Genomic DNA, 20396 nt, shown 5'->3' with positions numbered 1-20396 from the left:
CTGTAAAACGTCATAATGAATTTCATTATGTGTTCACTCGTGAGGCTTGATATTTTTTACGTCCGGAGACGCTGATATCAATCCTGCGAGTGCCCACACAGATTGTCTGATAAATTGTTAAAGAGCAGTGCGAACAGTGCGTTAGCGTCCTGTCGCGAGGTGGCGTATATTACGCTTTCCTCCTGCAGAGTCAACCTCTTTCTCAGAAGTTTTTCTCCGGCGGCGCAGTCTCCTGTGCCTCTCAACCCGCTTCCCGTTGCCGGTGTTCCGTGTCGATGGAGGCGCATTATAGGGAGTTCGCGCGGGCTGACAAGTGTTTATTACGAAAAGATTATCGTTCGCAGTAATTTTCATCAAATCGCGCTATTTCGCTACGATTTGCCTGGTAACTGTGCAAAATCATTGGCAAAAGTGCTTACATGCTGCCAGTCCGTATACTCCACTTCTTTCGTCGAATCTGTCTCACCACCGGTCATGCGCATAATCAACTGGATCATGACGCGATCGAACCAGCGATAGCGCGGATAATAGAGCGCGCCTGCGAACACGGCACAGCAATCAGGCTGCCACGGTGAGTGTGCCAGGAACTTCTGCGTATAGGCATTGGTTTCAGGAGAGCGCTTCTCAGGTTTGCGCGCCGTCAGGTTCACTGAAAAGAAACCGCTGGTACGCTGCTGCAACTCATGAAGGTGTTGTTTAACGAACTTATCGACGACCGGCTGAAAATGGCCATAGCGGATAGATGCGCCAATTAACACACGATCATACTGTGCCCAGTCAGGCAGAGTGGCATCCTGAATGTTCAGTACATCACACTGCTGCTGCTGACGGATCACATCAGCAATAGAAGAGGCAATCTTCTTGGTTTGTCCGTCGCGAGTGGAATAGAGAATCAGCGCTTTCATGTCAGCATCCTTATTAATTATTCACGCCAGAAAGTAGGCGTGAACAGCACCAGCAAGGTGAATACCTCGAGACGCCCGAATAACATGGTGGAAATAAGAATCCATTTCGCCACGTCATTCATTGAAGTGAAGTTATCAGCTACGACCCCTAAGCCAGGGCCGAGGTTATTGAGCGTCGCGGCAACGGCAGCAAAAGCCGAGAAGTCATCAACACCGGTAGCGATGATCGCCAGCATGCTGATCAGGAACACCAGCGCATAAGCCGAGAAGAATCCCCATACAGCTTCAAGGATACGTTCCGGCAGCGCCCGGTTGCCCAGCTTAATGGTGTAGACCGCATTGGGGTGAACCAGACGCTTAAGCTCACGGTTACCCTGCTTGCATAACAGCAGTATGCGAATCACCTTCAGACCACCGCCGGTTGAACCGGCACAGCCGCCGATAAAGGCGGAGCACAACAGCAGTACCGGCAGGAACAATGGCCAGCGTGCGATGCTGTCGGTCGTGAATCCCGCCGTCGTCGCCATGGAGACCACCTGGAAAAAGGCCTGGTTCAGCGTCTGCCAGCCACTTTCATAGACATTATGGAACCAGAGCACCAGGGTACAGATCAACACCAGCGTCAGCTGAACGCCAATAAACATGCGGAACTCAGGGTCGCGCCAGTACACACGCAGATTGCGTCCGCTTAACATGGCAAAGTGCAGGCCGTAGTTGCAGCCGGAGATCAGCAGAAACACCGCCACGATGGTATTGATAGTGCCACTGTTAAAATAGCCGATACTGGCATCATGGGTTGAGAAGCCGCCAATGGCGATAGTCGAGAAACTGTGGCCGATAGCATCAAACGCTGGCATTCCCGCCAGCCACAATGCCAGCGCACAGGCTATCGTCAGCAGGACGTAGATCAGCCAGAGTGTTTTAGCCGTCTCGGCGATACGCGGTCGCATTTTATTATCTTTCAGCGGCCCCGGCATTTCAGCGCGATAGAGCTGCATGCCCCCGACGCCCAGAATCGGCAGTATCGCCACGGCTAATACGATGATCCCCATACCGCCCAGCCACTGCAGCATCTGCCGATAGAAGAGAATCGCCTTAGGCAACGAGTCCAGCCCCACCAGCGTGGTGGCACCGGTGGTTGTCAGGCCAGAGAAAGATTCAAAGAACGCATCCGTCACCGAAAGATGCGGCTGTTCGGCAAAGATAAAGGGCATCGCCCCTACGCTGCCCAGCACCGTCCAGAACAGGACCACAATCAGAAACCCTTCCCGCGGTTTGAGTTCGGTTTTCTTTTTGCGATTCGGCCACCACAGCAGCGAGCCGATCACCAGCGCCATCATAAAAGTCTGGCTAAACGCCCGCCCTGCGCCATCGCGATAAATTAAGGCGACCAGGCCGGGCAAAATCATCGTCACTGAAAAGAGGATCACCAGCAGACCGACTATGCGGGTAATGGCGCGAAAGTGCATTCAGCCGTTCCTTTAAATAAAAGAGATGAACATCATGGTGTGAGCGGGATCAGCGATAACGCGCCCCGACTAAAGTCTGACAGATTTTTTTTGAACCCGTCGATCTGTCCGTAAGGTACAGCCAGCGTCAACGCAATACGATCCTGAAACTGGCTGTCGGTCACCTTACCTTCAAAACGCTGTACCAGCCGTTCAATATCACTGAGCTGTGCATAGTCACATTGCAAAGTGAACAGCTTCATCGGCACTTTGCGCTGCCGTGGCAGCTGCTTAAGCCCCTGCTGGACGCCACCACCATATGCTTTCACTAAGCCGCCGGTTCCCAGCATGATGCCACCGTAGTAACGCACCACCACAGCGGTAATCTCGCCAATATCCGCGCCCATCAGTTGCGCCAGCATCGGTTTCCCTGCCGTACCCGAAGGTTCACCATCATCAGAGAAACCGAGTTGCTGAGAATCATTCGGCGCGCCCGCTACCCAGGCCCAGCAGTGATGCCGGGCAGTGGGATGCTCGCTTTTAACCTGCTGGACAAACGCGCGCGCCGCCTCTGCACCCTCGGTGTGCGCCAGTAGCGTAATGAAGCGACTCTTTTTGATTGTCTCCTCACTGCTGCTTACTGGCACAGCGGGAATATCAAAGGCCTCCATCAGGCCAGATGCAGATCGCGGGTCATGTTCTCAACGCGATGCGCATGGATCACCACGTTATCCTCGATACGAATCCCGCCATAAGGCCGAAGCGCATCAATGGCCTGCCAGTTAAAGTGCTGACTAAAACGGCCTTCACGCAGCGGCTTCAGTAACGAATCAATAATATAGAAGCCCGGCTCAATGGTTAATACCATGCCCGGTTGCAGCACGCGGGTGCAGCGAAGATAAGGATATTGCGCTGGCGCGGCGAGATGGGTGCCCTGCTCATCCTGCATAAAACCGGCAACGTCATGGACCTGCAGACCCAGCGGATGCCCCAGGCCATGTGGCATAAACGGACCGGTCAGATCTTCAGCCACCAGCGCTTCTTCGCTGATTCCCTGAGCCAGCTCAAACTTCAGCAACATCTTCGCAATACGCTGATGCATCTGAAGGTGGTAATCGGTGTAGCGTACGCCCGGTTTCAGCGTGGCTATCAGGGCCAGCTCTTCAGTGTTCATCGCCTCAACCATTCTGGCATAGAGCGAACTGCTCTGCGCCGCATAGCTGCGGGTCAAATCAGCGGCATAGCCAAGATACTCGGCACCCGCATCAATCAAAAAGCTATGGCGTTTCGCCGGTGGCTGATGATCCAGCCGGGTGTAGTGCAGCACCGCAGCGTGCTCATTCAGCGCAATGATATTGCCGTAAGGTACATCGGTGTCGCGATGACCGGTAGCGGTCAGATACGCCTGATTGATATCGAACTCGCTTAAGCCCGCCGAGAACGCCTCTTTCGCCGCGCGATGACCGGCAACCGCCAGCTTCTGCGCCTGGCGCAGACAGGCGAGTTCATAATCAGTTTTGATGCTGCGATGGAAGTGCAGGAAGTCGATGACCGCTTTGGGATTAATATTGCCAGAGGCGATGCCGAGCTGAGATGCACGCGCGTTAACCGGGCCGATATAGGCGACGTTATCACGCTGTGCAGGCAGCAACTGCGCAATCTCATCCGCATTTTTCAGGCCGATAACGTCGATATCCCCGGTCCAGAAGCTATCCGGCAACGGTTCAACGTTATGCCAGTAATCCACCGGAGAGTAGAACCACAGTTTCGGTTTGTTTACCCCATCAATCCAGAGCCAGCAGTTGGGCACCTGCGTCACCGGCACCCAGGCCTTGAACTGCGGATTCACCTTAAACGGATAAGTGTGATCATCCAGAAACACCGTCATCAACTCACCGGAATGGATCAACATCGCATCCAGTTTATTGCGTGCCAGCACCTGCTGCGCCCGTTGTTGCAACGTGGCGATGTGCGCGTGATACAAGGTCTTCAGTGAATCCATTGACGTCTCTCCAGTGTCGCGAAATGGCCGCAGTTTAGCATACCCCTTGCGCAGATGCCGAAGTCGGCGCAGCTGTGATCTTGTTAGCAAATAAGCAAAGACCAGTTTGCAAAAAATTAACATCGCTCCCACACTCACGATCATCTGGTATGACCAGATCACCTTTCGCGGTTTCAGGAGACGCACATGCTCTACCAAGGCGCTAACCTTACTCTTCACTGGCTGGACGATGGCATCGCCGAGCTGGTTTTTGACGCTACGGGCTCGGTCAACAAGCTCGATACGCAAACTGTCGCCAGCCTGGGCGAGGCAATAGCTGTGCTGGAGCAGCAGCCAGAACTGCGCGGCCTGCTGCTGAGCTCCGCTAAACCTGCCTTTATTGTAGGGGCAGATATCACCGAGTTCCTTTCACTGTTTGATGCACCCACCGAAAAACTGAGCCAGTGGCTGAGTTACGCCAACAGCATCTTCAATCGTCTGGAAGATTTGCCGGTACCGACTCTGGCCGCCATTGACGGCTATGCACTGGGCGGCGGATGTGAATGCGTACTGGCAACCGATCTGCGTATCGCTACTGCGGACGCCCGTATTGGCCTGCCGGAAACCAAACTCGGCATCATGCCGGGATTTGGCGGCAGCGTGCGATTGCCGCGCCTGCTGGGTGCCGACAGTGCGCTGGAAATTATTGCGGCGGGAAAAGATGTCGATGGCAATGCCGCTCTTAAACTCGGTCTGGTCGATGCGGTGGTGTCTCGCGAGAAACTGCGTGAGGCGGGGATCATCATGCTTAAGGCCGCTGCCACTGATGGCAGCTGGCGCGCCCGCCGGGCCCCTAAGCTGGCTCCGCTGAAACTCAGCCCGATTGAAGCGGCCATGAGCTTCACTATCGCGAAAGCCATGGTGCTGCAAACCGCAGGCAAGCATTATCCCGCTCCGCTGATGGCGGTAAAAACCATTGAAGCTGCAGCCAGCCTTGGCCGCGATGACGCGCTGAAGCTTGAAACCGCAGCGTTTGTGCCGCTGGCACAGTCTGATGAAGCACGCGCGCTGGTCGGCATCTTCCTCAACGACCAGTATGTGAAAGGTCTGGCGAAAAAGCGCGGCAGCAAAAGCGGCGCACCCGCTCAGGCAGCGGTACTGGGCGCAGGCATCATGGGTGGCGGCATCAGCTACCAGTCTGCGTGGAAAGGCGTGCCGGTCAGAATGAAAGATATCAATCCACAGGCGTTAACGCTGGGGATGAACGAAGCCAGCAAGCTGCTCAATAAGCTGCTGGAACGCGGCAAAATCGACGGCAACAAACTCGCCAGTGTGATCGCCACTATCCAGCCCACGCTGGATTACGCCGGTTTTGAACAGGCTGATGTGGTGGTTGAAGCGGTGGTAGAGAACCCGCTGATCAAGGCAAAAGTGCTGGCGGAAACCGAACAGCATCTGCGTGAGGATGCGATTCTGGCCTCCAATACCTCGACCATTCCCATCAGCCAGCTGGCGCAGGCGCTTCAGCGTCCGGAAAACTTCTGCGGCATGCACTTCTTCAATCCGGTACCGCGTATGCCGCTGGTAGAGGTGGTTCGTGGCGAGAAAACCAGTGAAGCGACCCTGAGCAAAGTGGTGGCCTGGGCCAGCAAAATGGGCAAAACCCCGATCGTAGTGAATGACTGTCCGGGCTTCTTTGTTAACCGGGTGCTGTTCCCTTACTTCGCCGCTTTCAGCCTGCTGCTGCGCGACGGCGCCGATTTCCGTCAGATTGATAAAGTGATGGAAAAACAGTTTGGCTGGCCGATGGGCCCCTCATGGCTGCTGGATGTGGTCGGCATCGATACCGCGCACCACGCGCAAAGCGTCATGGCTGACGGTTTCCCGGATCGTATGAAGCATGACTATCGTGATGCGATCGATCTGCTGTTTGATGCTGGTCGTTTTGGCCAGAAAAATGGCAAAGGCTTCTGGCGCTGGGAAGAAGATAAAAAAGGCAAACTGACAAAAGTGGCTGATACCGAAGTGGATACGCTGCTGGAGCAGGTCTGCCAGCCTAAGCGGGTCTTCAGCGACGAAGAGATCCTGAATCGCATGATGCTGCCAATGCTGAATGAAGTAGTGCGCTGCCTGGAAGAGAAGATTATTGCCTCGCCAGCTGAAGCGGATATGGCGCTGGTCTATGGTCTCGGCTTCCCGCCTTTCCGTGGCGGCGCTTTCCGCTATCTCGATACCCTGGGCAACAGCAATGTGGTGGATCAGGCCCGGCGTTATAGCGCGCTCGGTGGCTTATATGCCCTGCCTGCGCTGCTGGTGCAGAAAGCCCATCAGCATGAAAGCTGGTATCCCGCCGCCAAACCGATTGATGAAGCCGCGCTGAAAAGCGCCTGAGGGCAAAAAGATGGAAAATGTGGTGATTATTGATGCGGTGCGCACGCCAATGGGACGTTCAAAAGGCGGCGCCTTTCGTCACGTGCGCGCTGAAGATCTCTCTGCGCACCTGATGCGCGAACTCCTGAGCCGCAACCCGGCGGTGAACCCGACATCACTGGACGATATCGTCTGGGGCTGCGTACAGCAGACGCTGGAACAGGGATTTAATATCGCGCGTAACGCCGCGCTGCTGGCCGAAATCCCGCATTCAGTGCCGGCCACCACCGTCAACCGACTGTGTGGCTCTTCAATGCAGGCGCTGCATGATGCGGCCCGCGCCATTATGGTCGGTGATGCGCAATGCTGTCTGATCGGTGGCGTGGAGCATATGGGACATGTGCCGATGAATCACGGCGTCGACTTTCATCCCGGTCTGGGCCGAACCGTGGCAAAAGCAGCAGGCATGATGGGCTTAACGGCTGAAATGCTGGCGCGAATGCATCATATCAGCCGTGAGCAGCAGGATGCATTTGCCCTGCGTTCACACCAGCGGGCCTGGCAGGCCACCCAGCGTGGGGACTTTGCAACAGAGATTGTCGCCACCTATGGTCACGACAGCGACGGCATTCTTAAACGCTATGACTTCGATGAGGTGATTCGCGAGGAGACCAGCGCCGAAGGACTGGCGGCACTCAAACCCGCCTTCGATCCGGTTAACGGCACCGTCACGGCGGGTACATCGTCGGCGTTGTCAGATGGCGCGGCCGCCATGCTGGTCATGAGTGAATCACGCGCCCGTGAGCTGGGGCTGACACCGCGCGCGCGCATCCGCAGCATGGCGGTGGTGGGCTGTGATCCTTCGATTATGGGTTATGGACCGGTACCGGCCAGCAAACTGGCATTGAAACGCGCGGGACTGAGCGTCAGTGATATCGATGTGTTTGAGCTGAACGAAGCCTTTGCCGCGCAGACACTGCCCTGCATCAAGGACTTAGGTTTGCTGGAACGGATGGATGATAAGGTCAATCTGAATGGCGGCGCGATTGCGTTAGGCCATCCGCTGGGCTGCTCCGGCGCACGCATCAGCACGACATTGCTGAATATTATGGAGCGACGCGATGCCCGTTTTGGCCTCGCCACCATGTGTATCGGACTGGGTCAGGGCATTGCGACCGTATTCGAGCGTCTGTAATACGTTGAGTCTTACTTTGTCAGATTTACCCGCCAGTAAACCGGCGGGTTTTTTCTGTCTGCTACAGGCTGCTTCAGCGCATCAGATAAAGGCAAACGCATCGCCGTACATCTGTGACTCCACCGCGCCACGCTCGGCACAGAAACGATCGCGGGCAATCTTCGCCATCTCAAAACGTCCGGCGATGTAGATCTCATGCTCGCTCAGCGTACTGAAATCCTGCATCACTGCTGTCAGTACCGTTCCTGAACGGCCCTGCCAGCCCGCTTCAGGTTGCTCGACAACCGGAATCACTTTCAGGTTCGGGTGCTTCACCGCCAGCGCATCCAGCTCTTCCAGATCGTACAAATGCTTGAGCTCACGTCCGCCCCAGTAAATGGCGATATCGCGCTCTGGCTGTTCCGCCAGGGCAGTGAGCAGAATCGAACGGGCATAGGAGAAACCGGTGCCGCCTGCAATCAGGATCAGCGGCTTGCTGCTCTCTTCACGCAGCCAGGCATCGCCGTGCGGCATATCAACCGTAATCTGGCGATCGTTACGGATGCGATCCATGACGGCCATGGCATAGAGGTTCAGATCGGACGCGCCGATATGCAGCTCAATGATATCTTTTTCCATCGGCGTTGAGGCCAGTGAGAACGGACGCTTGTCACGCTCGTCCATCACTACCATCAGATACTGTCCCGCGCGAAAACTGAATTCCGCTTCAGGGATCAGGCGAACGCGATAGACCGTGTCGGTAATCGCCTCAACCGAAGTTACTTTACAGCTTAACGTTGTCATGCGTTCCCTCTGTCGGGTCGTCTTTATGGTTGTGCTCGCCATCAACGCTGTGGCGGCTGATCAAAAATACCTAGCTCATCCCAGATAGCATCAATGCGCGCGGTGACCGCAGGATCTTTGACGATAGGTGTACCCCATTCGCGCTGCGTTTCACCTGGCCACTTATTTGTCGCATCCATCCCCATCTTCGATCCCAGCCCGGAAACGGGCGAAGCGAAATCGAGATAATCGATTGGGGTATTTTCCACTAATACCGTATCGCGGGCCGGATCCATACGCGTGGTGATCGCCCAGATCACGTCGTTCCAGTCACGCGCATTAACGTCATCGTCACACACAATAACAAATTTGGTGTACATGAACTGCCGCAGAAACGACCAGACGCCAAACATGACACGTTTGGCATGCCCCGCGTACTGCTTTTTAATCGTCACGACCGCCAGCCGGTAGGAACACCCTTCTGGCGGCAGATAGAAGTCTACGATCTCCGGGAACTGCTTCACCAGAATCGGCACCAGCACTTCATTCAGCGCCACACCCAGCACCGCAGGTTCATCTGGCGGACGGCCGGTATAGGTGGAGTGATAGATAGGCTTATGGCGCTGCGTAATATGCGTAACGGTAAACACCGGGAAGCTATCTACTTCATTGTAGTAGCCGGTGTGGTCGCCGTAAGGTCCTTCCGGCGCCATATCGCCCGCTTCGATATACCCTTCCAGCACGATTTCCGCGCTGGCGGGAACTTCGAGATCGTTCGAGAGGCATTTCACTACTTCGGTTTTATTGCCGCGCAGTAAACCGGCAAACGCATATTCTGACAGCGTATCAGGCACCGGCGTTACGGCCCCAAGGATAGTGGCAGGATCGGCACCCAGCGCCACCGAGACCGGAAAACGCTCACCCGGATGCGCTTTCGTCCACTCCAGATAATCGAGCGCGCCGCCACGGTGCGACAGCCAGCGCATGATCAGCCGATTTTTGCCGATCACCTGCTGCCGGTAGATACCGAGATTCTGCCGCTCTTTGTGCGGGCCGCGCGTCACGGTCAGCCCCCAGGTAATCAGCGGTGCCGCATCGCCCGGCCAGCACTTCATCACCGGAATGCGCGTCAGATCGACTTCATCGCCGCTGAACACCTCTTCCTGACAGGGTGCATTGCGCAGGCGTTTGGTCGGCATGTTCAGGACCTGCTTAAACTGCGGCATCTTATCGAACAGATCGCGGAAGCCTTTTGGCGGCTCCGGCTCTTTCAGGAAGGCCAGCAGCTTACCCACTTCACGCAGTGCGCTGACCTCTTCCTGGCCCATGCCCATTGCCACACGCTTTGGTGTGCCGAACAGATTGCACAGCACCGGCATGTCGTACCCTTTCGGGTTTTCAAACAGCAGAGCCGGGCCACCGGCACGCAGAGTGCGGTCGGCGATTTCGGTCATCTCCAGTTCAGGATCGATCGACTGAGTAATGCGCTTTAGCTCACCGCGCTGTTCGAGCAGCGCGAGAAAGTCTCTTAAATCGTGATATTTCATGCGGCTTTAGCTTTCCGGCCAGAGTGAATCGGCCATTATAGGTCTGATTAAGCGGTTATGCTGAGGTTTATATGGCAGCGTCATACGCACTGAAAGGGAACCAGCGGTTGTAACGCGCGGGCATCGTAATACCCCTGAATCGGCTCGCCGTGGCGAAACAGTTTAAAATCTTCGTTTCGCACGCTGTGATAGCGCAGCTGATTGTCGTGAACGTGCAGAAAACTGCCTTCACGCAGTGCAATCACCGACTCGGTCGGATTAACTGCACAGAACTCTGCCAGCCGTTCGTCACGGGTTTCGCCCATATGACCGCTGACGCTGGCATCCAGATAGTGGGGATTAATCTGCACCGGAAAGAGTCCCAGTGCAGGCAGCACCACGCTGCTGCGCACCGGCATATCGTTCGTGGTACGGATTGAGGGCGTCGCCACGTTGCAGCCTGCGCTCCAGCCGACATAAGGTACCTGCCGCTCCCGCACCGCGCGCTGAATCGCCCCGATCAAACCCTGCTCATGCAGCGTCTGATTCAGGAACCAGGTGTTGCCGCCGCTGACTAAAATCAGCTCTGCCTGCGCAATCGCTTCAGCCGGTGAGGCGAATGCCTGAACCCGCTCAACCTGAATGCCCAGTGAGGCACTGAGTTCGGCGGCGCGTTGCTGCTGATCGCCACGAATAATCGCGTAGGGGATCAGTACCGCCGATCGGATAGCGCGTCGGGCGATCATGGCGTGCAGCTGCGGCTGCGCATAGCCCAGCAGCGGCGCATCATCCGCCAGCTTGCCGTTGCTCAACAGAAAGAGTTCCATCAGAGGATCCTTTTGCAGATGTGATGGTCATTGAGTCTGATACAGAGCAATAGCAGACGTCAATTTTCAGTCACCTTTTCTGCTGCTCTCGGGCATCTTAAGAAAAGTCTCAGTTTATTTTCTTTGCGGGACGCTTTACCCTGCCCCTGCGCTATAACTCTGGCAACAGGTTTGCTATTCTTAGCGTCCATTCAATGGGAGCAGTTATGGAATCCTGGTACTTACTCTATTGCAAACGTGGACAGCTACTGCGCGCGAAGGAGCATCTGGAGCGGCAGGAAGTGCATTGCCTCAGCCCGATGATCGCTCTGGAAAAGATCGTGCGCGGTAAACGCACCACCGTGAGTGAGCCACTGTTCCCGAATTATCTGTTTATCGAGTTTGATCCTGAAGCCATTCACACTACGACGATCAGCAGTACCCGTGGTGTCAGTCACTTCGTGCGCTTTGGCACGACGCCCGCGACCGTGCCTTCAGCCGTGATTGAAGCGCTGGAAACGGACGTTCCGCAAATCCTGCTTGACCCTGAAACGCCGCAAAGCGGTGATGAAGTGGTCATCACCGACGGGACGTTTGAAGGGCTGCGCGCCATCTTTGCCGAGCCGGATGGTGAAACGCGCTCAATTCTGTTGCTTAATTTGCTGAACAAGCAGGTAATGCGCAGCGTCGACAACAAGCAGTTCCGCAAGATTTAAGCCAGTCTGAATAACGTCCGCGCATTATGGTCGATGCGGGTCGCCAGCTCCTCAGCACTCTCACCACGCCATGTCGCCACCTGATGCACAATATGCGGTAAAAAGCAGGGTTCATTACGGCGAGAAGTCGGGCGTGGACGCATGTCGCGCGGCAGCAGATATGGGGCATCCGTTTCCAGCAGCAGGCGATCGGCCGGAATCAGTGGCAGCAGCTCGCGCAACTCCAGACCACGGCGCTCATCGCATACCCAGCCCGTAATCCCTACCGATAATCCCATGCCCAGACAGGCTTCCAGTTCGTCACGCGTGCCGGTAAAGCAGTGGATTACCGCGCCAGGCAGTTTTGGCAGCCAGGGCGCCAGCACTGCGGCGAAACGCGCATGGGCTTCGCGGCAGTGCAGAAAGACCGGCATATTGAGTTCTGCCGCCAGAGCCAGCTGCGCATCAAACGCATACTCCTGCTGCTCATGAGCCGACAGATTGCGATTGAAATCGAGTCCGCATTCACCGATGGCAACCACTTCCGGTTTTTCAGCCAGGCGACGCAGGGTGCTGGCAATTTCCGTTGACCATTCGCTGGCATGATGAGGATGGACGCCCGCGGTAGACCAACAGAAGCCCGCTTGATCTTCAGCCAGTCGCTGAGCCTGCTGGCTCTCCAGCGCGTTAGTGCCGGTAATAAGCATGCCGGTGACGCCCGCATCACGCGCGCGTTTAACCACCTTTTGCCGGTCGGAGGCGAATTGCGTGCTGGTCAGGTTTACACCGATATCAAACATAATTTTTCCCACAGTTTATAAACAAAAACCGCCCATCAGGGCGGTTTGGATTGATCGCTTCCCGCCAGTGCGGGTAAAGCTGTCCGCATCAGGAGTCGGTATTCTCGTCTTCATCCTGTAACCGGCGGCCTTTACCCACATAGTAACGGGAAAAGAATACGCCGACTTCAAACAGGCAGTACATCGGAATAGCGAGCAAAGTTTGGGAAAAAACATCCGGCGGTGTGAGCAACATCCCGACCACGAAGGCGCCCACCAGAATATAGGGACGTTTCTTCTTCAACTCTTCCGGGCTGGTGATACCGGTCCAGCACAGCAACACAATCGCCACCGGCACTTCAAACGCCACGCCAAATGCCATAAACAGCGTCATGACAAAGTCGAGGTATTTGGAGATATCCGTTGCTACGGTCACGCCGATCGGCGCTGTCTTGGTGAAAAAACCAAATGCCAGCGGGAAGACCACGAAATAGGCAAAGGCTACGCCGAAGTAGAACAGGAAGGTGCTGGAAAACAGCAGCGGCATAACCAGCCTGCGCTCATGCCGGTAAAGCGCCGGGGCAACAAATGCCCAGACCTGATAGAGGATCACCGGCACCGCAAGAAACACCGACACAATAATGGTCAGCTTAATCGGGGTGAAAAACGGTGAGGCCACATCGGTCGCGATCATGCTGGAGCCCACCGGCATCTGGCTGATTAGCGGTGCCGCGACCAGCTGGTAGATGTCGTTGGCGAAATAAACCAGCACCAGGAAAATCGCTAATACGGCGATGATGCAGTTCAGTAGTCGCTTACGCAGCTCAATCAGATGACTGATGAGCGGTTGGGTATCTTCAACGGCCATTATCGTTCATCACTTGCAGAAGAGGGGGTAGCGGACTGACGCGCAGGATCGGCCGGCCTGGCGACGTCGCCAGCGGGTGCCTGTGCCGGTGCGCTGGCCACAGCGGTTGGTGCGGCAGAGGACTGCACCGCCGGACCTGATGAAACCGCTGAAGAGGCCGGTGCCGGAGCAGTGGCGACGGCTGAAGGTGCGGCAGAGGATTGCACCGCCGGACCTGAGTCTGAAACCTCAGACGGTGTCTGTGCCGGGGCACTGGCCTGGTGTTCTGCTGTAGCCGGTGTCGCCGAAGGCTCAGCCGGAGCAGGCGCGGGCCTGTGCTGAGCCGAATGGATGGTGTTTGCCTCGTCTTCCTCTTTTTCAATGTCGATGCTCTGACTGACCGAGCGTTTCATTGAATCCGCAGTTTTACGCAGCTCTTCCATCGACTCTTTCAGCTCTGGTGAGAGCGTGCCACGGCCCGCTTCTTCCACCTTTTTCAGGCTCTCCTGCAACTCCTGCAGCTTGAGCTCCTGCGCCAGTTCATGTTGTACATTGGCTGCCAGCGAACGAATCGCCCTGATCCAGCCGACCACGGTTTTCACCGCAACCGGTAAACGTTGCGGGCCGAGTACAATCAGCCCGATCACGAACACCAATACCAGTTCACTAAAACCAATATCAAACACGGTTTACACCTGCTTGTCGTTCTTGGCTTCTTCTTTGTTAGCCGAAGTTTGCTGTTTGTCCGCCAGCGTTTTGGCAGCGAAGTCAGCGTCCTGCTCTTTCGGTTGATCCTTTTTGTCGTCCTCGTCACCCATGGCTTTTTTGAAGCCACGAATCGAAGAACCCAAATCTGAACCCAGATTACGTAATTTGTTGGTACCGAACAGAAGTACAACAATCACGGCAATGATTAACAATTGCCAGATACTGATACCGCCCATGAGATAGCCTCTAATATTCTGTGAAAACGATGAGGTAATGCACCACAGAGTGCCCTTTTCAACCGGGCCTGAGCCAGCGACATTACCTTTTTTTAGACGGACGTGACAATCAGTTTGTCTTACGCCAGCCGATTAACCAGGAGACAATTCCTGCTGCCATCAAAACCGCCGGGAAAAAGTCCCAATCCGGTCGGGTGAGCAGCACAGCCGTTCCGCTTAACAGCAACGTTGCACCGACGCCGAACAGGTAACGCGCCTGATGGTGCCGGACGCGCTGCGCATTCATATCGCCCACTAATTTATCGACGCTGTGCCGCAAAAGTTTGTGCTGGCGCATGCTGTCGTAAAACAGCTCCGGCAGCTCAGGGAGCTTCTCAGCCCAGAATGGCGCTTTCTCTTTTACCGCACGGATAATAGCCGGTAATCCCACCTGATCTTTGATCCACTCTTCCAGGAAGGGCTTGGCTGTCTTCCACAGGTCGAGCTGCGGATAGAGCTGACGGCCGATGCCTTCAACATAGAGCAGCGTTTTTTGCAGCAGGACCAGCTGCGGCTGCACTTCCATATTAAAGCGGCGTGCGGTGTTGAACAGGTTCAGCAGCACATGCCCGAAGGAGATTTCAGCCAGCGGTTTTTCAAAAATCGGCTCGCAGACCGTACGAATCGCAAACTCGAAATCTTCTACGTTGGTATCGGGCGGCACCCAGCCTGAGTCAACGTGCAACTCCGCGACCTTACGGTAGTCACGGTTGAAGAAGGCGATAAAGTTTTCAGCCAGATAGCGCTTATCTTCTTTGTTCAGTGAACCCACGATACCGCAATCGATGCCGATATATTGTGGATCTTCGGGATGTTCATAGCTGACAAAAATATTGCCAGGATGCATATCCGCATGGAAGAAGCTGTCGCGGAAGACCTGGGTGAAGAAGACCTGCACGCCACGTTCTGCCAGCAGCTTCATATTAACGCCATGACGCTCCAGCGTGGCAACATCTGAAATCGGAATGCCGTAGATGCGCTCCATCACCATCATGGTTTCGCTGCAGTAGTCGGAATAGACTTCCGGCACATAGAGCATGCGGCTATCTTCAAAATTCCGGCGCAGCTGAATGGCGTTGGCCGCTTCACGTAACAGATTCAGCTCATCAAGCAGGGTTTTCTCATAATCGCGCACCACTTCGACCGGACGCAGACGACGGCCATCCGGCAACAGGCGCGGGACCCAGCGGGCCAGGCGATAGATCAGCTTCATGTCCGCCCGAATCACCGGCAAAATATCGGGGCGAATCACTTTGATCACCACTTTCTTGCCAGTTGATTTCAGCGTGGCGGTGTGCACCTGCGCAATGGATGCCGAAGCCAGTGGCTTGATATCAAAATCATCAAACCAGGTTTCAATCGGCGCGCCCATTGAAGCTTCAATCTGCGCTTTGGCTTTGACGCCATCGAACGGCGCAACACGGTCCTGCAGGATCGCCAGTTGATCGGCAATCAGCGGCGGGAAGAGATCACGACGGGTCGACAGCATCTGGCCAAACTTGATCCAGACCGGACCCAGCTGCTCCATCGCCATGCGCATACGTGCGCCGATCGGTTCATGCTGATGCAGATTAGGGATCCAGAAAACAGAGCGACGCCACAGGCGGAACAGGAAAGTGAGGCGTGTCTGAGGAATCAGTTCATCAAGGCCATAGGTCAGAAACACCTTCATGATCAGATATAAGCGGCGGATCTCTCCAAAACTCATTTTGCCTCCAGCTGCGCCAGACGCGCATCAAGCGCCTCAAGCGAACGTTCCATCGCGTCGACCTCCTCAGAAAACCAGGCTAATTCCAGCGAGCCAGGCGCAACACGCCACTCTTCGGTTATGGCCTGTCCGAGATAATCCTGGCGACGCTGCACTTCACCTTTGAAAAAGCGTAATGCCTGTTGTGAGCGCTGGCTGATCCCCTGTGCGGCGATATCGCCGACCCAGGGAGCCAGATATTCTGCCGGATCCAGCTCAGCCAGATCCATCAGCGCAGAGAACTGCTGCACCACCTGCAGGTCACCTTCAACCTGCAGTTCACCGCTACGGATCAGCGGCGTCAGCTGCTGGCGATCGCGCAGCTTCGGCAGGGTTTTCAGCGAGGTGATCACCGTGCAGTCACTGCGATCCTGCCAGTCAGCCAACACATCGACCTGCTGTTCACTGAAGACCAGCACCAGCGGATGAGAGAACTCATTCAGGCGCAGCGTCAGCACTTTGCCATTCAGGCGTTGCCGCGCCGGTTTCAGGCCACGATCGCGATAGAGAATACGGTTCAGCGCCGTTTCCAGGCCCGCGGTAATCAAGGGCGTCAGGTTCATTACCATCTCACTCAGAACTTAAATCCACGATGCAGCGCCACAATGCCGCCGGTCATATTGGAGTAAGTGGTATTTTCAAAACCGACATCGTTCATCATCGCTTTCAGGGTCTCCTGATCGGGATGCATGCGGATCGATTCGGCCAGATAGCGATAGCTCTCTGCATCCTGCGCCACCAGCTGTCCGATACGCGGCAGAATATGGAACGAGTAGGCGTCATACGCTTTGCTCAGCGGATCCAGGACGGGTTTAGAGAACTCCAGCACCAGCAGGCGTCCGCCCGGCTTGAGTACCCGGAACATAGAGGCCAGCGCCTTCTCTTTTTCCGTAACGTTACGCAGGCCAAAAGAGATGGTAATGCAGTCGAAATAGTTATCGGGGAAAGGCAGGGCTTCGGCATTGGCCTGTACGTAACTCACGTTGCCGACCACGCCCTGATTGCGCAGCTTTTCGCGGCCCATCTTCAGCATGGAACTGTTGATATCGGCCAGTACCACCTGACCCGTTTCGCCCACCAGGCGAGAAAATTTAGCCGTCAGATCGCCGGTACCCCCCGCCAGATCTAACACGCGCTGACCGCGACGTACGCCGCTGCTGTCAATGGTAAAACGCTTCCAGATACGATGGACGCCAAACGACATCAAATCGTTCATCAGGTCATATTTTGCCGCTACGGAGTGAAACACGTCCGCGACTTTGTCAGCTTTTTCGCTTTTGGCGACCGTCTGAAAGCCAAAATGGGTAGTTTCCTGCTGTGATTCATCTGCCATCGGTTTTACCTGCTCCACAAACAATACTTCCCGAAGTGTATCAGAGTCACGGAAGTCAGGCACGCTGCGCCCATACTATTCGTGGAGGCGCCTCACATGCATCTCACTCTCATCCGCATCACTGTCATCATCTGCGTCATCAGCCGCCCGGTTTTCCGGCATGGCACGTTCGGCCAGCTGAGGATTAATTGGTCGTTTGATCTCCACGCCCAGCGCTCGAAATCCTTCAGTCTGCGCAATCAGATTGCCGCGCCCTTCTGACAGCTTTTTCATCGCCTCGCGATAGCTGTTTTGCGCCTTATCCAGGCTGTGACCAATGCCGCTCATGTCATCGACAAACAGCCGCATCTTGTCATAGAGCCGCGTTGCCCGATCGGCAATACGCTGTGCATTGCGGCTCTGATGCTCATAGCGCCACAGATTATTAATGGTACGCAACGCCACCAGCAGCGTGGTGGGGCTGACCAGCATGATGTTCTGCTGCAGCGCCTCACCAATCAGCTCAGGCTGGCGGTCAATGGCCAGCAAAAAGGCGGGCTCCACCGGGATAAACATCAGCACATAATCCAGCGATCGTAAGCCGGGCAATTGTTGATAATCTTTTCGTCCCAGCAGGCGGATGTGCGCCCGCATGGCAGCGACATGTTCCTGGATAGCCTGTTCTCGTTCGATCTCATCATCCGCATTGAAGTAGCGCTCATAGGCCACCAGCGTCATTTTGGCGTCCACCACCACATCTTTGCCCTGCGGCAGGCGCACAATCACATCCGGCTGCATCCTGCCCTGCTGTTCTGACTGAATGCTCACCTGGGTTTCATATTCGTAGCCTTCACGCAGTCCGGAGGCTTCCAGTACCCGGCTCAGCACCACTTCACCCCAGTTACCCTGGATCTTATTATCGCCCTTCAGCGCTTTGGTCAGGTTAAGCGCCTCCTGCGCCATCTGCGCATTCAGCTGCTGTAACTGCCGGATTTCATGGGTCAGGGTATGTCGCTCACGCGCTTCTGCGCCAAAGCTTTCATGAACCTGACGACGGAAGCCATCAAGCTGTTCACGCAACGGGCCTATCAGCCCGTCCAGACTTTGCCGGTTCTGTTCATCGACGCGACGGCCGCTGTTTTCGAAAATACGGTTGGCGAGGTTTTCAAACTGGGCGCTAAGGCGTTGTTCGCTGTTGGTCAGCAGGCGCTGTTTCTCTTCTGCGGCGAAACGGGTCTCTTCAAGGCGAATGGTCACCTCACGCAGCTCCGCTTCCTGCGCGCTGTTGACCTCCAGCTGATTGCGCAGTTCACGATTAAGCTGCTCACTTTCATTACGCCAGTAATCAAGCTGTTGCAGCCGCTCATTGGCGCCGCTCAGAGCACCGTGCAGCTGACGAAGCTCCTGCTCACGCTGCTGCGTCTGCTGCTGAAGCTGTTCGATTTGCTGCTGCTGACGCTGTTGCGCCTCTTCCTGCAGACGGCGCTCGGTCTGGAAACTGGCGACCTGATGGCCGGCACGTAACTGTGCCAGCATCCAGCCAATCCCTAACCCGGCAAGCGCCAGACAGGCGCTGATAATGATGTGCTGATCCATGATTTCCCCCGCGACTCAGGCTGCTGAGGGAAAGGTAGAGTCGCACTGTATGAATGTCCAGATAATTTTAGCAGGATTCAGCGCCTTACAGCGCCGCCACCGTGAGCTTGCCAGCCTGCCACTCATCAATCAGAAAAAACGGCATGGGCAATAGCCATTCACCCTTTTTAACCTGCGCCAGATAGTGCCAGGTTGTCCCGCCCGAGGTGATCGCGACGCGCTGTCTGCTTCCCTCAGCGGCGCTGGATTTGCCGGTCATACTGGCAAAACCGGCATTGCTGCCCACATGGAAATGCGGCGTCTGCCAGCGCACGGGGGCATGGTCAGGCCACGGCTGGGCCTGATGAAAATGAAACAACTCATCGTGGCTCAGGAGGCTTTCACGCACCGTCGGCCACAACGCCACCTTGAGGAAATATTGATCGGTGAAGCGCTGGCTGCCCTGATACTGCGCAATGAAATCGCGCATCGCCTGTTCCACATCCCGGAAGACGCCGTGACAGCCGCCCCACATCCCTGCCAGCAGCAGCTCAGTATGGGAGAAGTAGTCACGCATATGGTGGAACCAGTAAGGCGACGCCAGCCAGGCGTTTACCGCTGCCGCTTCGCGCTCCGAGAGCAGCGAGTCGGCATCACGCACGATAAAACGCTTCACGCCCGGATCGTCCATTACCAGGAAACGCCACAGGGTCGGAAACAGCGTTTTCTCGTGAGACATATCGATCAGCTGGACGTGCGGCTGGTCAAGGCGCTGCCAGACATGCTGCGGCACGCTGTCATCGAGATAGATGCGGCAGACCCAGCCGGGATAGAGCTCAGGCGCCACTTCAACGTTTTTGATTAAGGTTTCACAGTAGCGCGGCTGATCGCCATAGAGGCAGAAAGCGATGACATTCTGGTGCGGATAAGTGAGATCGACAGGCTCCGGTTGCGGAGCGGGAAACGCGGCGCGCTGCCCCTGGCTGAAACGCGCATCAGAGCGCATCAGCGAGGCCAGGCCATGACGCGCCACCTCATCCTTTTTATCCAGCCAGCCACACACTTCGGTCAGACCATCCAGCCAGGTTTCAGAGGCGGTAGCCTGTACAGCAGGCGGTGACTGATAAATTTTCTGGTAGATTTTGTACGATTTATTGTACTGACCCAGACGCAGCAGGCAGAGCGCGTAGTCGCTCAGCACCTGCATCTGATTGGGCATCGTGCGCAATACCTCTTCACAGCATTGAGCGGCCAGCGCATAGTCGCCCTGTTGCATGGCGGCACGGAAACGATCGGCACTGCGTTCCAGCATGGCTTTGAGTGCGGCCGGATTAGCACCAGGGGCAGGACGTCGGACGGGAATCGTATTGCGCATAAAAACTCTCAGGTTTCACTGATATTACGCGCCGTTAACTACCGGCAGCAGGTTTTGAGTCTGGACAAAAAACCTGCTGCCAGACGCGGT

General features: G+C 55.8%; 19 protein-coding genes. 3 read left to right on the top strand and 16 right to left on the bottom strand.

Annotated features, from left to right (window positions below; genetic code table 11):
• Positions 1-371: 371 nt before the first annotated feature.
• Genes hemG through pepQ form a run of 4 tightly spaced genes read right to left on the bottom strand, consistent with a single transcriptional unit; the run spans position 372 to position 4355 of the window.
• Positions 372-905: a menaquinone-dependent protoporphyrinogen IX dehydrogenase gene (gene hemG / locus LC417_RS20150; RefSeq protein WP_187494934.1), complete on the bottom strand. Its 534-nt coding sequence runs from the start codon at positions 903-905 to the stop codon at positions 372-374.
• Positions 906-922: 17 nt separating this feature from the next.
• Complete coding sequence (gene trkH / locus LC417_RS20145) at positions 923-2374, bottom strand: Trk system potassium transporter TrkH (protein WP_010257200.1); 1452 nt, start codon at positions 2372-2374, stop codon at positions 923-925.
• 32 nt (positions 2375-2406) lie between these two features.
• Positions 2407-3024: an IMPACT family protein gene (locus LC417_RS20140; protein ID WP_010257205.1), complete on the bottom strand. Its 618-nt coding sequence runs from the start codon at positions 3022-3024 to the stop codon at positions 2407-2409.
• On the bottom strand, positions 3024-4355 hold the full coding sequence (gene pepQ, locus LC417_RS20135) for a Xaa-Pro dipeptidase (RefSeq protein ID WP_223566280.1): 1332 nt from the start codon (positions 4353-4355) through the stop codon (positions 3024-3026). Before pepQ ends, LC417_RS20140 begins: the two co-directional genes overlap by 1 nt.
• 186 nt (positions 4356-4541) lie before the next feature.
• Between pepQ and fadB the strand changes: the two genes are divergently transcribed.
• Both fadB and fadA read left to right on the top strand, forming a co-directional pair.
• Positions 4542-6725, top strand: a complete 2184-nt coding sequence (gene fadB / locus LC417_RS20130) for a fatty acid oxidation complex subunit alpha FadB (RefSeq protein ID WP_223566279.1) — start codon at positions 4542-4544, stop codon at positions 6723-6725.
• 10 nt (positions 6726-6735) lie between these two features.
• Complete coding sequence (gene fadA / locus LC417_RS20125; RefSeq protein ID WP_010257216.1) at positions 6736-7899, top strand: acetyl-CoA C-acyltransferase FadA; 1164 nt, start codon at positions 6736-6738, stop codon at positions 7897-7899.
• Positions 7900-7980: 81 nt separating this feature from the next.
• Here the strand turns inward: fadA and fre are convergent, their stop codons facing one another.
• The 3 genes from fre to pepE all read right to left on the bottom strand — a co-directional run bounded on the left by fre (position 7981) and on the right by pepE (position 11014).
• Complete coding sequence (gene fre, locus LC417_RS20120) at positions 7981-8682, bottom strand: NAD(P)H-flavin reductase (RefSeq protein ID WP_010257219.1); 702 nt, start codon at positions 8680-8682, stop codon at positions 7981-7983.
• 41 nt (positions 8683-8723) lie between these two features.
• Positions 8724-10208 carry a 4-hydroxy-3-polyprenylbenzoate decarboxylase gene (gene ubiD / locus LC417_RS20115; protein ID WP_010257222.1) on the bottom strand — a complete coding sequence of 495 codons (1485 nt, stop codon included), beginning with the start codon at positions 10206-10208 and terminating at the stop codon, positions 8724-8726.
• A gap of 80 nt (positions 10209-10288) precedes the next feature.
• Positions 10289-11014, bottom strand: a complete 726-nt coding sequence (pepE, locus tag LC417_RS20110; protein ID WP_223566278.1) for a dipeptidase PepE — start codon at positions 11012-11014, stop codon at positions 10289-10291.
• Between the two features lie 206 nt (positions 11015-11220).
• Here pepE and rfaH point away from each other — a divergent pair, with 206 nt between their 5' ends.
• Entirely contained in the window at positions 11221-11709 is a 489-nt protein-coding gene (gene rfaH / locus LC417_RS20105) for a transcription/translation regulatory transformer protein RfaH (protein ID WP_010257230.1), read from the top strand.
• On the opposite strand, the gene tatD is transcribed toward rfaH, so the two are convergent.
• The 9 genes from tatD to LC417_RS20060 form a co-directional block, all read right to left on the bottom strand.
• Positions 11706-12488, bottom strand: coding sequence for a 3'-5' ssDNA/RNA exonuclease TatD (tatD, locus tag LC417_RS20100; RefSeq protein ID WP_010257234.1), 783 nt, complete (start codon positions 12486-12488; stop codon positions 11706-11708). The genes rfaH and tatD overlap by 4 nt on opposite strands.
• A gap of 88 nt (positions 12489-12576) precedes the next feature.
• A complete protein-coding gene (gene tatC / locus LC417_RS20095; RefSeq protein ID WP_031590265.1) occupies positions 12577-13335 on the bottom strand; it encodes a Sec-independent protein translocase subunit TatC in 759 nt (252 codons plus the stop codon).
• The gene (gene tatB / locus LC417_RS20090) at positions 13335-14000 is read right to left on the bottom strand and encodes a Sec-independent protein translocase protein TatB (protein WP_223566277.1); all 666 of its coding nucleotides are present in this window, start codon (positions 13998-14000) and stop codon (positions 13335-13337) included. The genes tatC and tatB overlap by 1 nt, the downstream gene beginning before the upstream one ends.
• Positions 14001-14003: 3 nt before the next feature.
• Complete coding sequence (gene tatA, locus LC417_RS20085) at positions 14004-14258, bottom strand: Sec-independent protein translocase subunit TatA (RefSeq protein WP_010257244.1); 255 nt, start codon at positions 14256-14258, stop codon at positions 14004-14006.
• Between the two features lie 109 nt (positions 14259-14367).
• Positions 14368-16005: a ubiquinone biosynthesis regulatory protein kinase UbiB gene (ubiB, locus tag LC417_RS20080; RefSeq protein ID WP_010257248.1), complete on the bottom strand. Its 1638-nt coding sequence runs from the start codon at positions 16003-16005 to the stop codon at positions 14368-14370.
• Positions 16002-16607 (bottom strand): SCP2 domain-containing protein, encoded by a 606-nt coding sequence (locus LC417_RS20075; protein WP_010257253.1) that lies wholly within the window; start codon positions 16605-16607, stop codon positions 16002-16004. Before LC417_RS20075 ends, ubiB begins: the two co-directional genes overlap by 4 nt.
• 11 nt (positions 16608-16618) lie before the next feature.
• Positions 16619-17377 carry a bifunctional demethylmenaquinone methyltransferase/2-methoxy-6-polyprenyl-1,4-benzoquinol methylase UbiE gene (gene ubiE / locus LC417_RS20070; RefSeq protein WP_008926452.1) on the bottom strand — a complete coding sequence of 253 codons (759 nt, stop codon included), beginning with the start codon at positions 17375-17377 and terminating at the stop codon, positions 16619-16621.
• A 75-nt stretch (positions 17378-17452) separates the two neighbouring features.
• Complete coding sequence (gene rmuC / locus LC417_RS20065) at positions 17453-18952, bottom strand: DNA recombination protein RmuC (RefSeq protein ID WP_010257260.1); 1500 nt, start codon at positions 18950-18952, stop codon at positions 17453-17455.
• 85 nt (positions 18953-19037) lie between these two features.
• The gene (locus tag LC417_RS20060) at positions 19038-20306 is read right to left on the bottom strand and encodes a tetratricopeptide repeat protein (protein ID WP_223566276.1); all 1269 of its coding nucleotides are present in this window, start codon (positions 20304-20306) and stop codon (positions 19038-19040) included.
• Positions 20307-20396 lie beyond the last annotated feature (90 nt).

The sequence above is a fragment of the Pantoea sp. OVA07A genome, from assembly GCF_019969975.1.
GTDB classification, from domain to species: domain Bacteria; phylum Pseudomonadota; class Gammaproteobacteria; order Enterobacterales; family Enterobacteriaceae; genus Pantoea; species Pantoea agglomerans.
The sequence above is the reverse complement of the archived record's forward strand: the minus strand, read 5'-3'. Positions and strand labels throughout refer to the sequence as shown.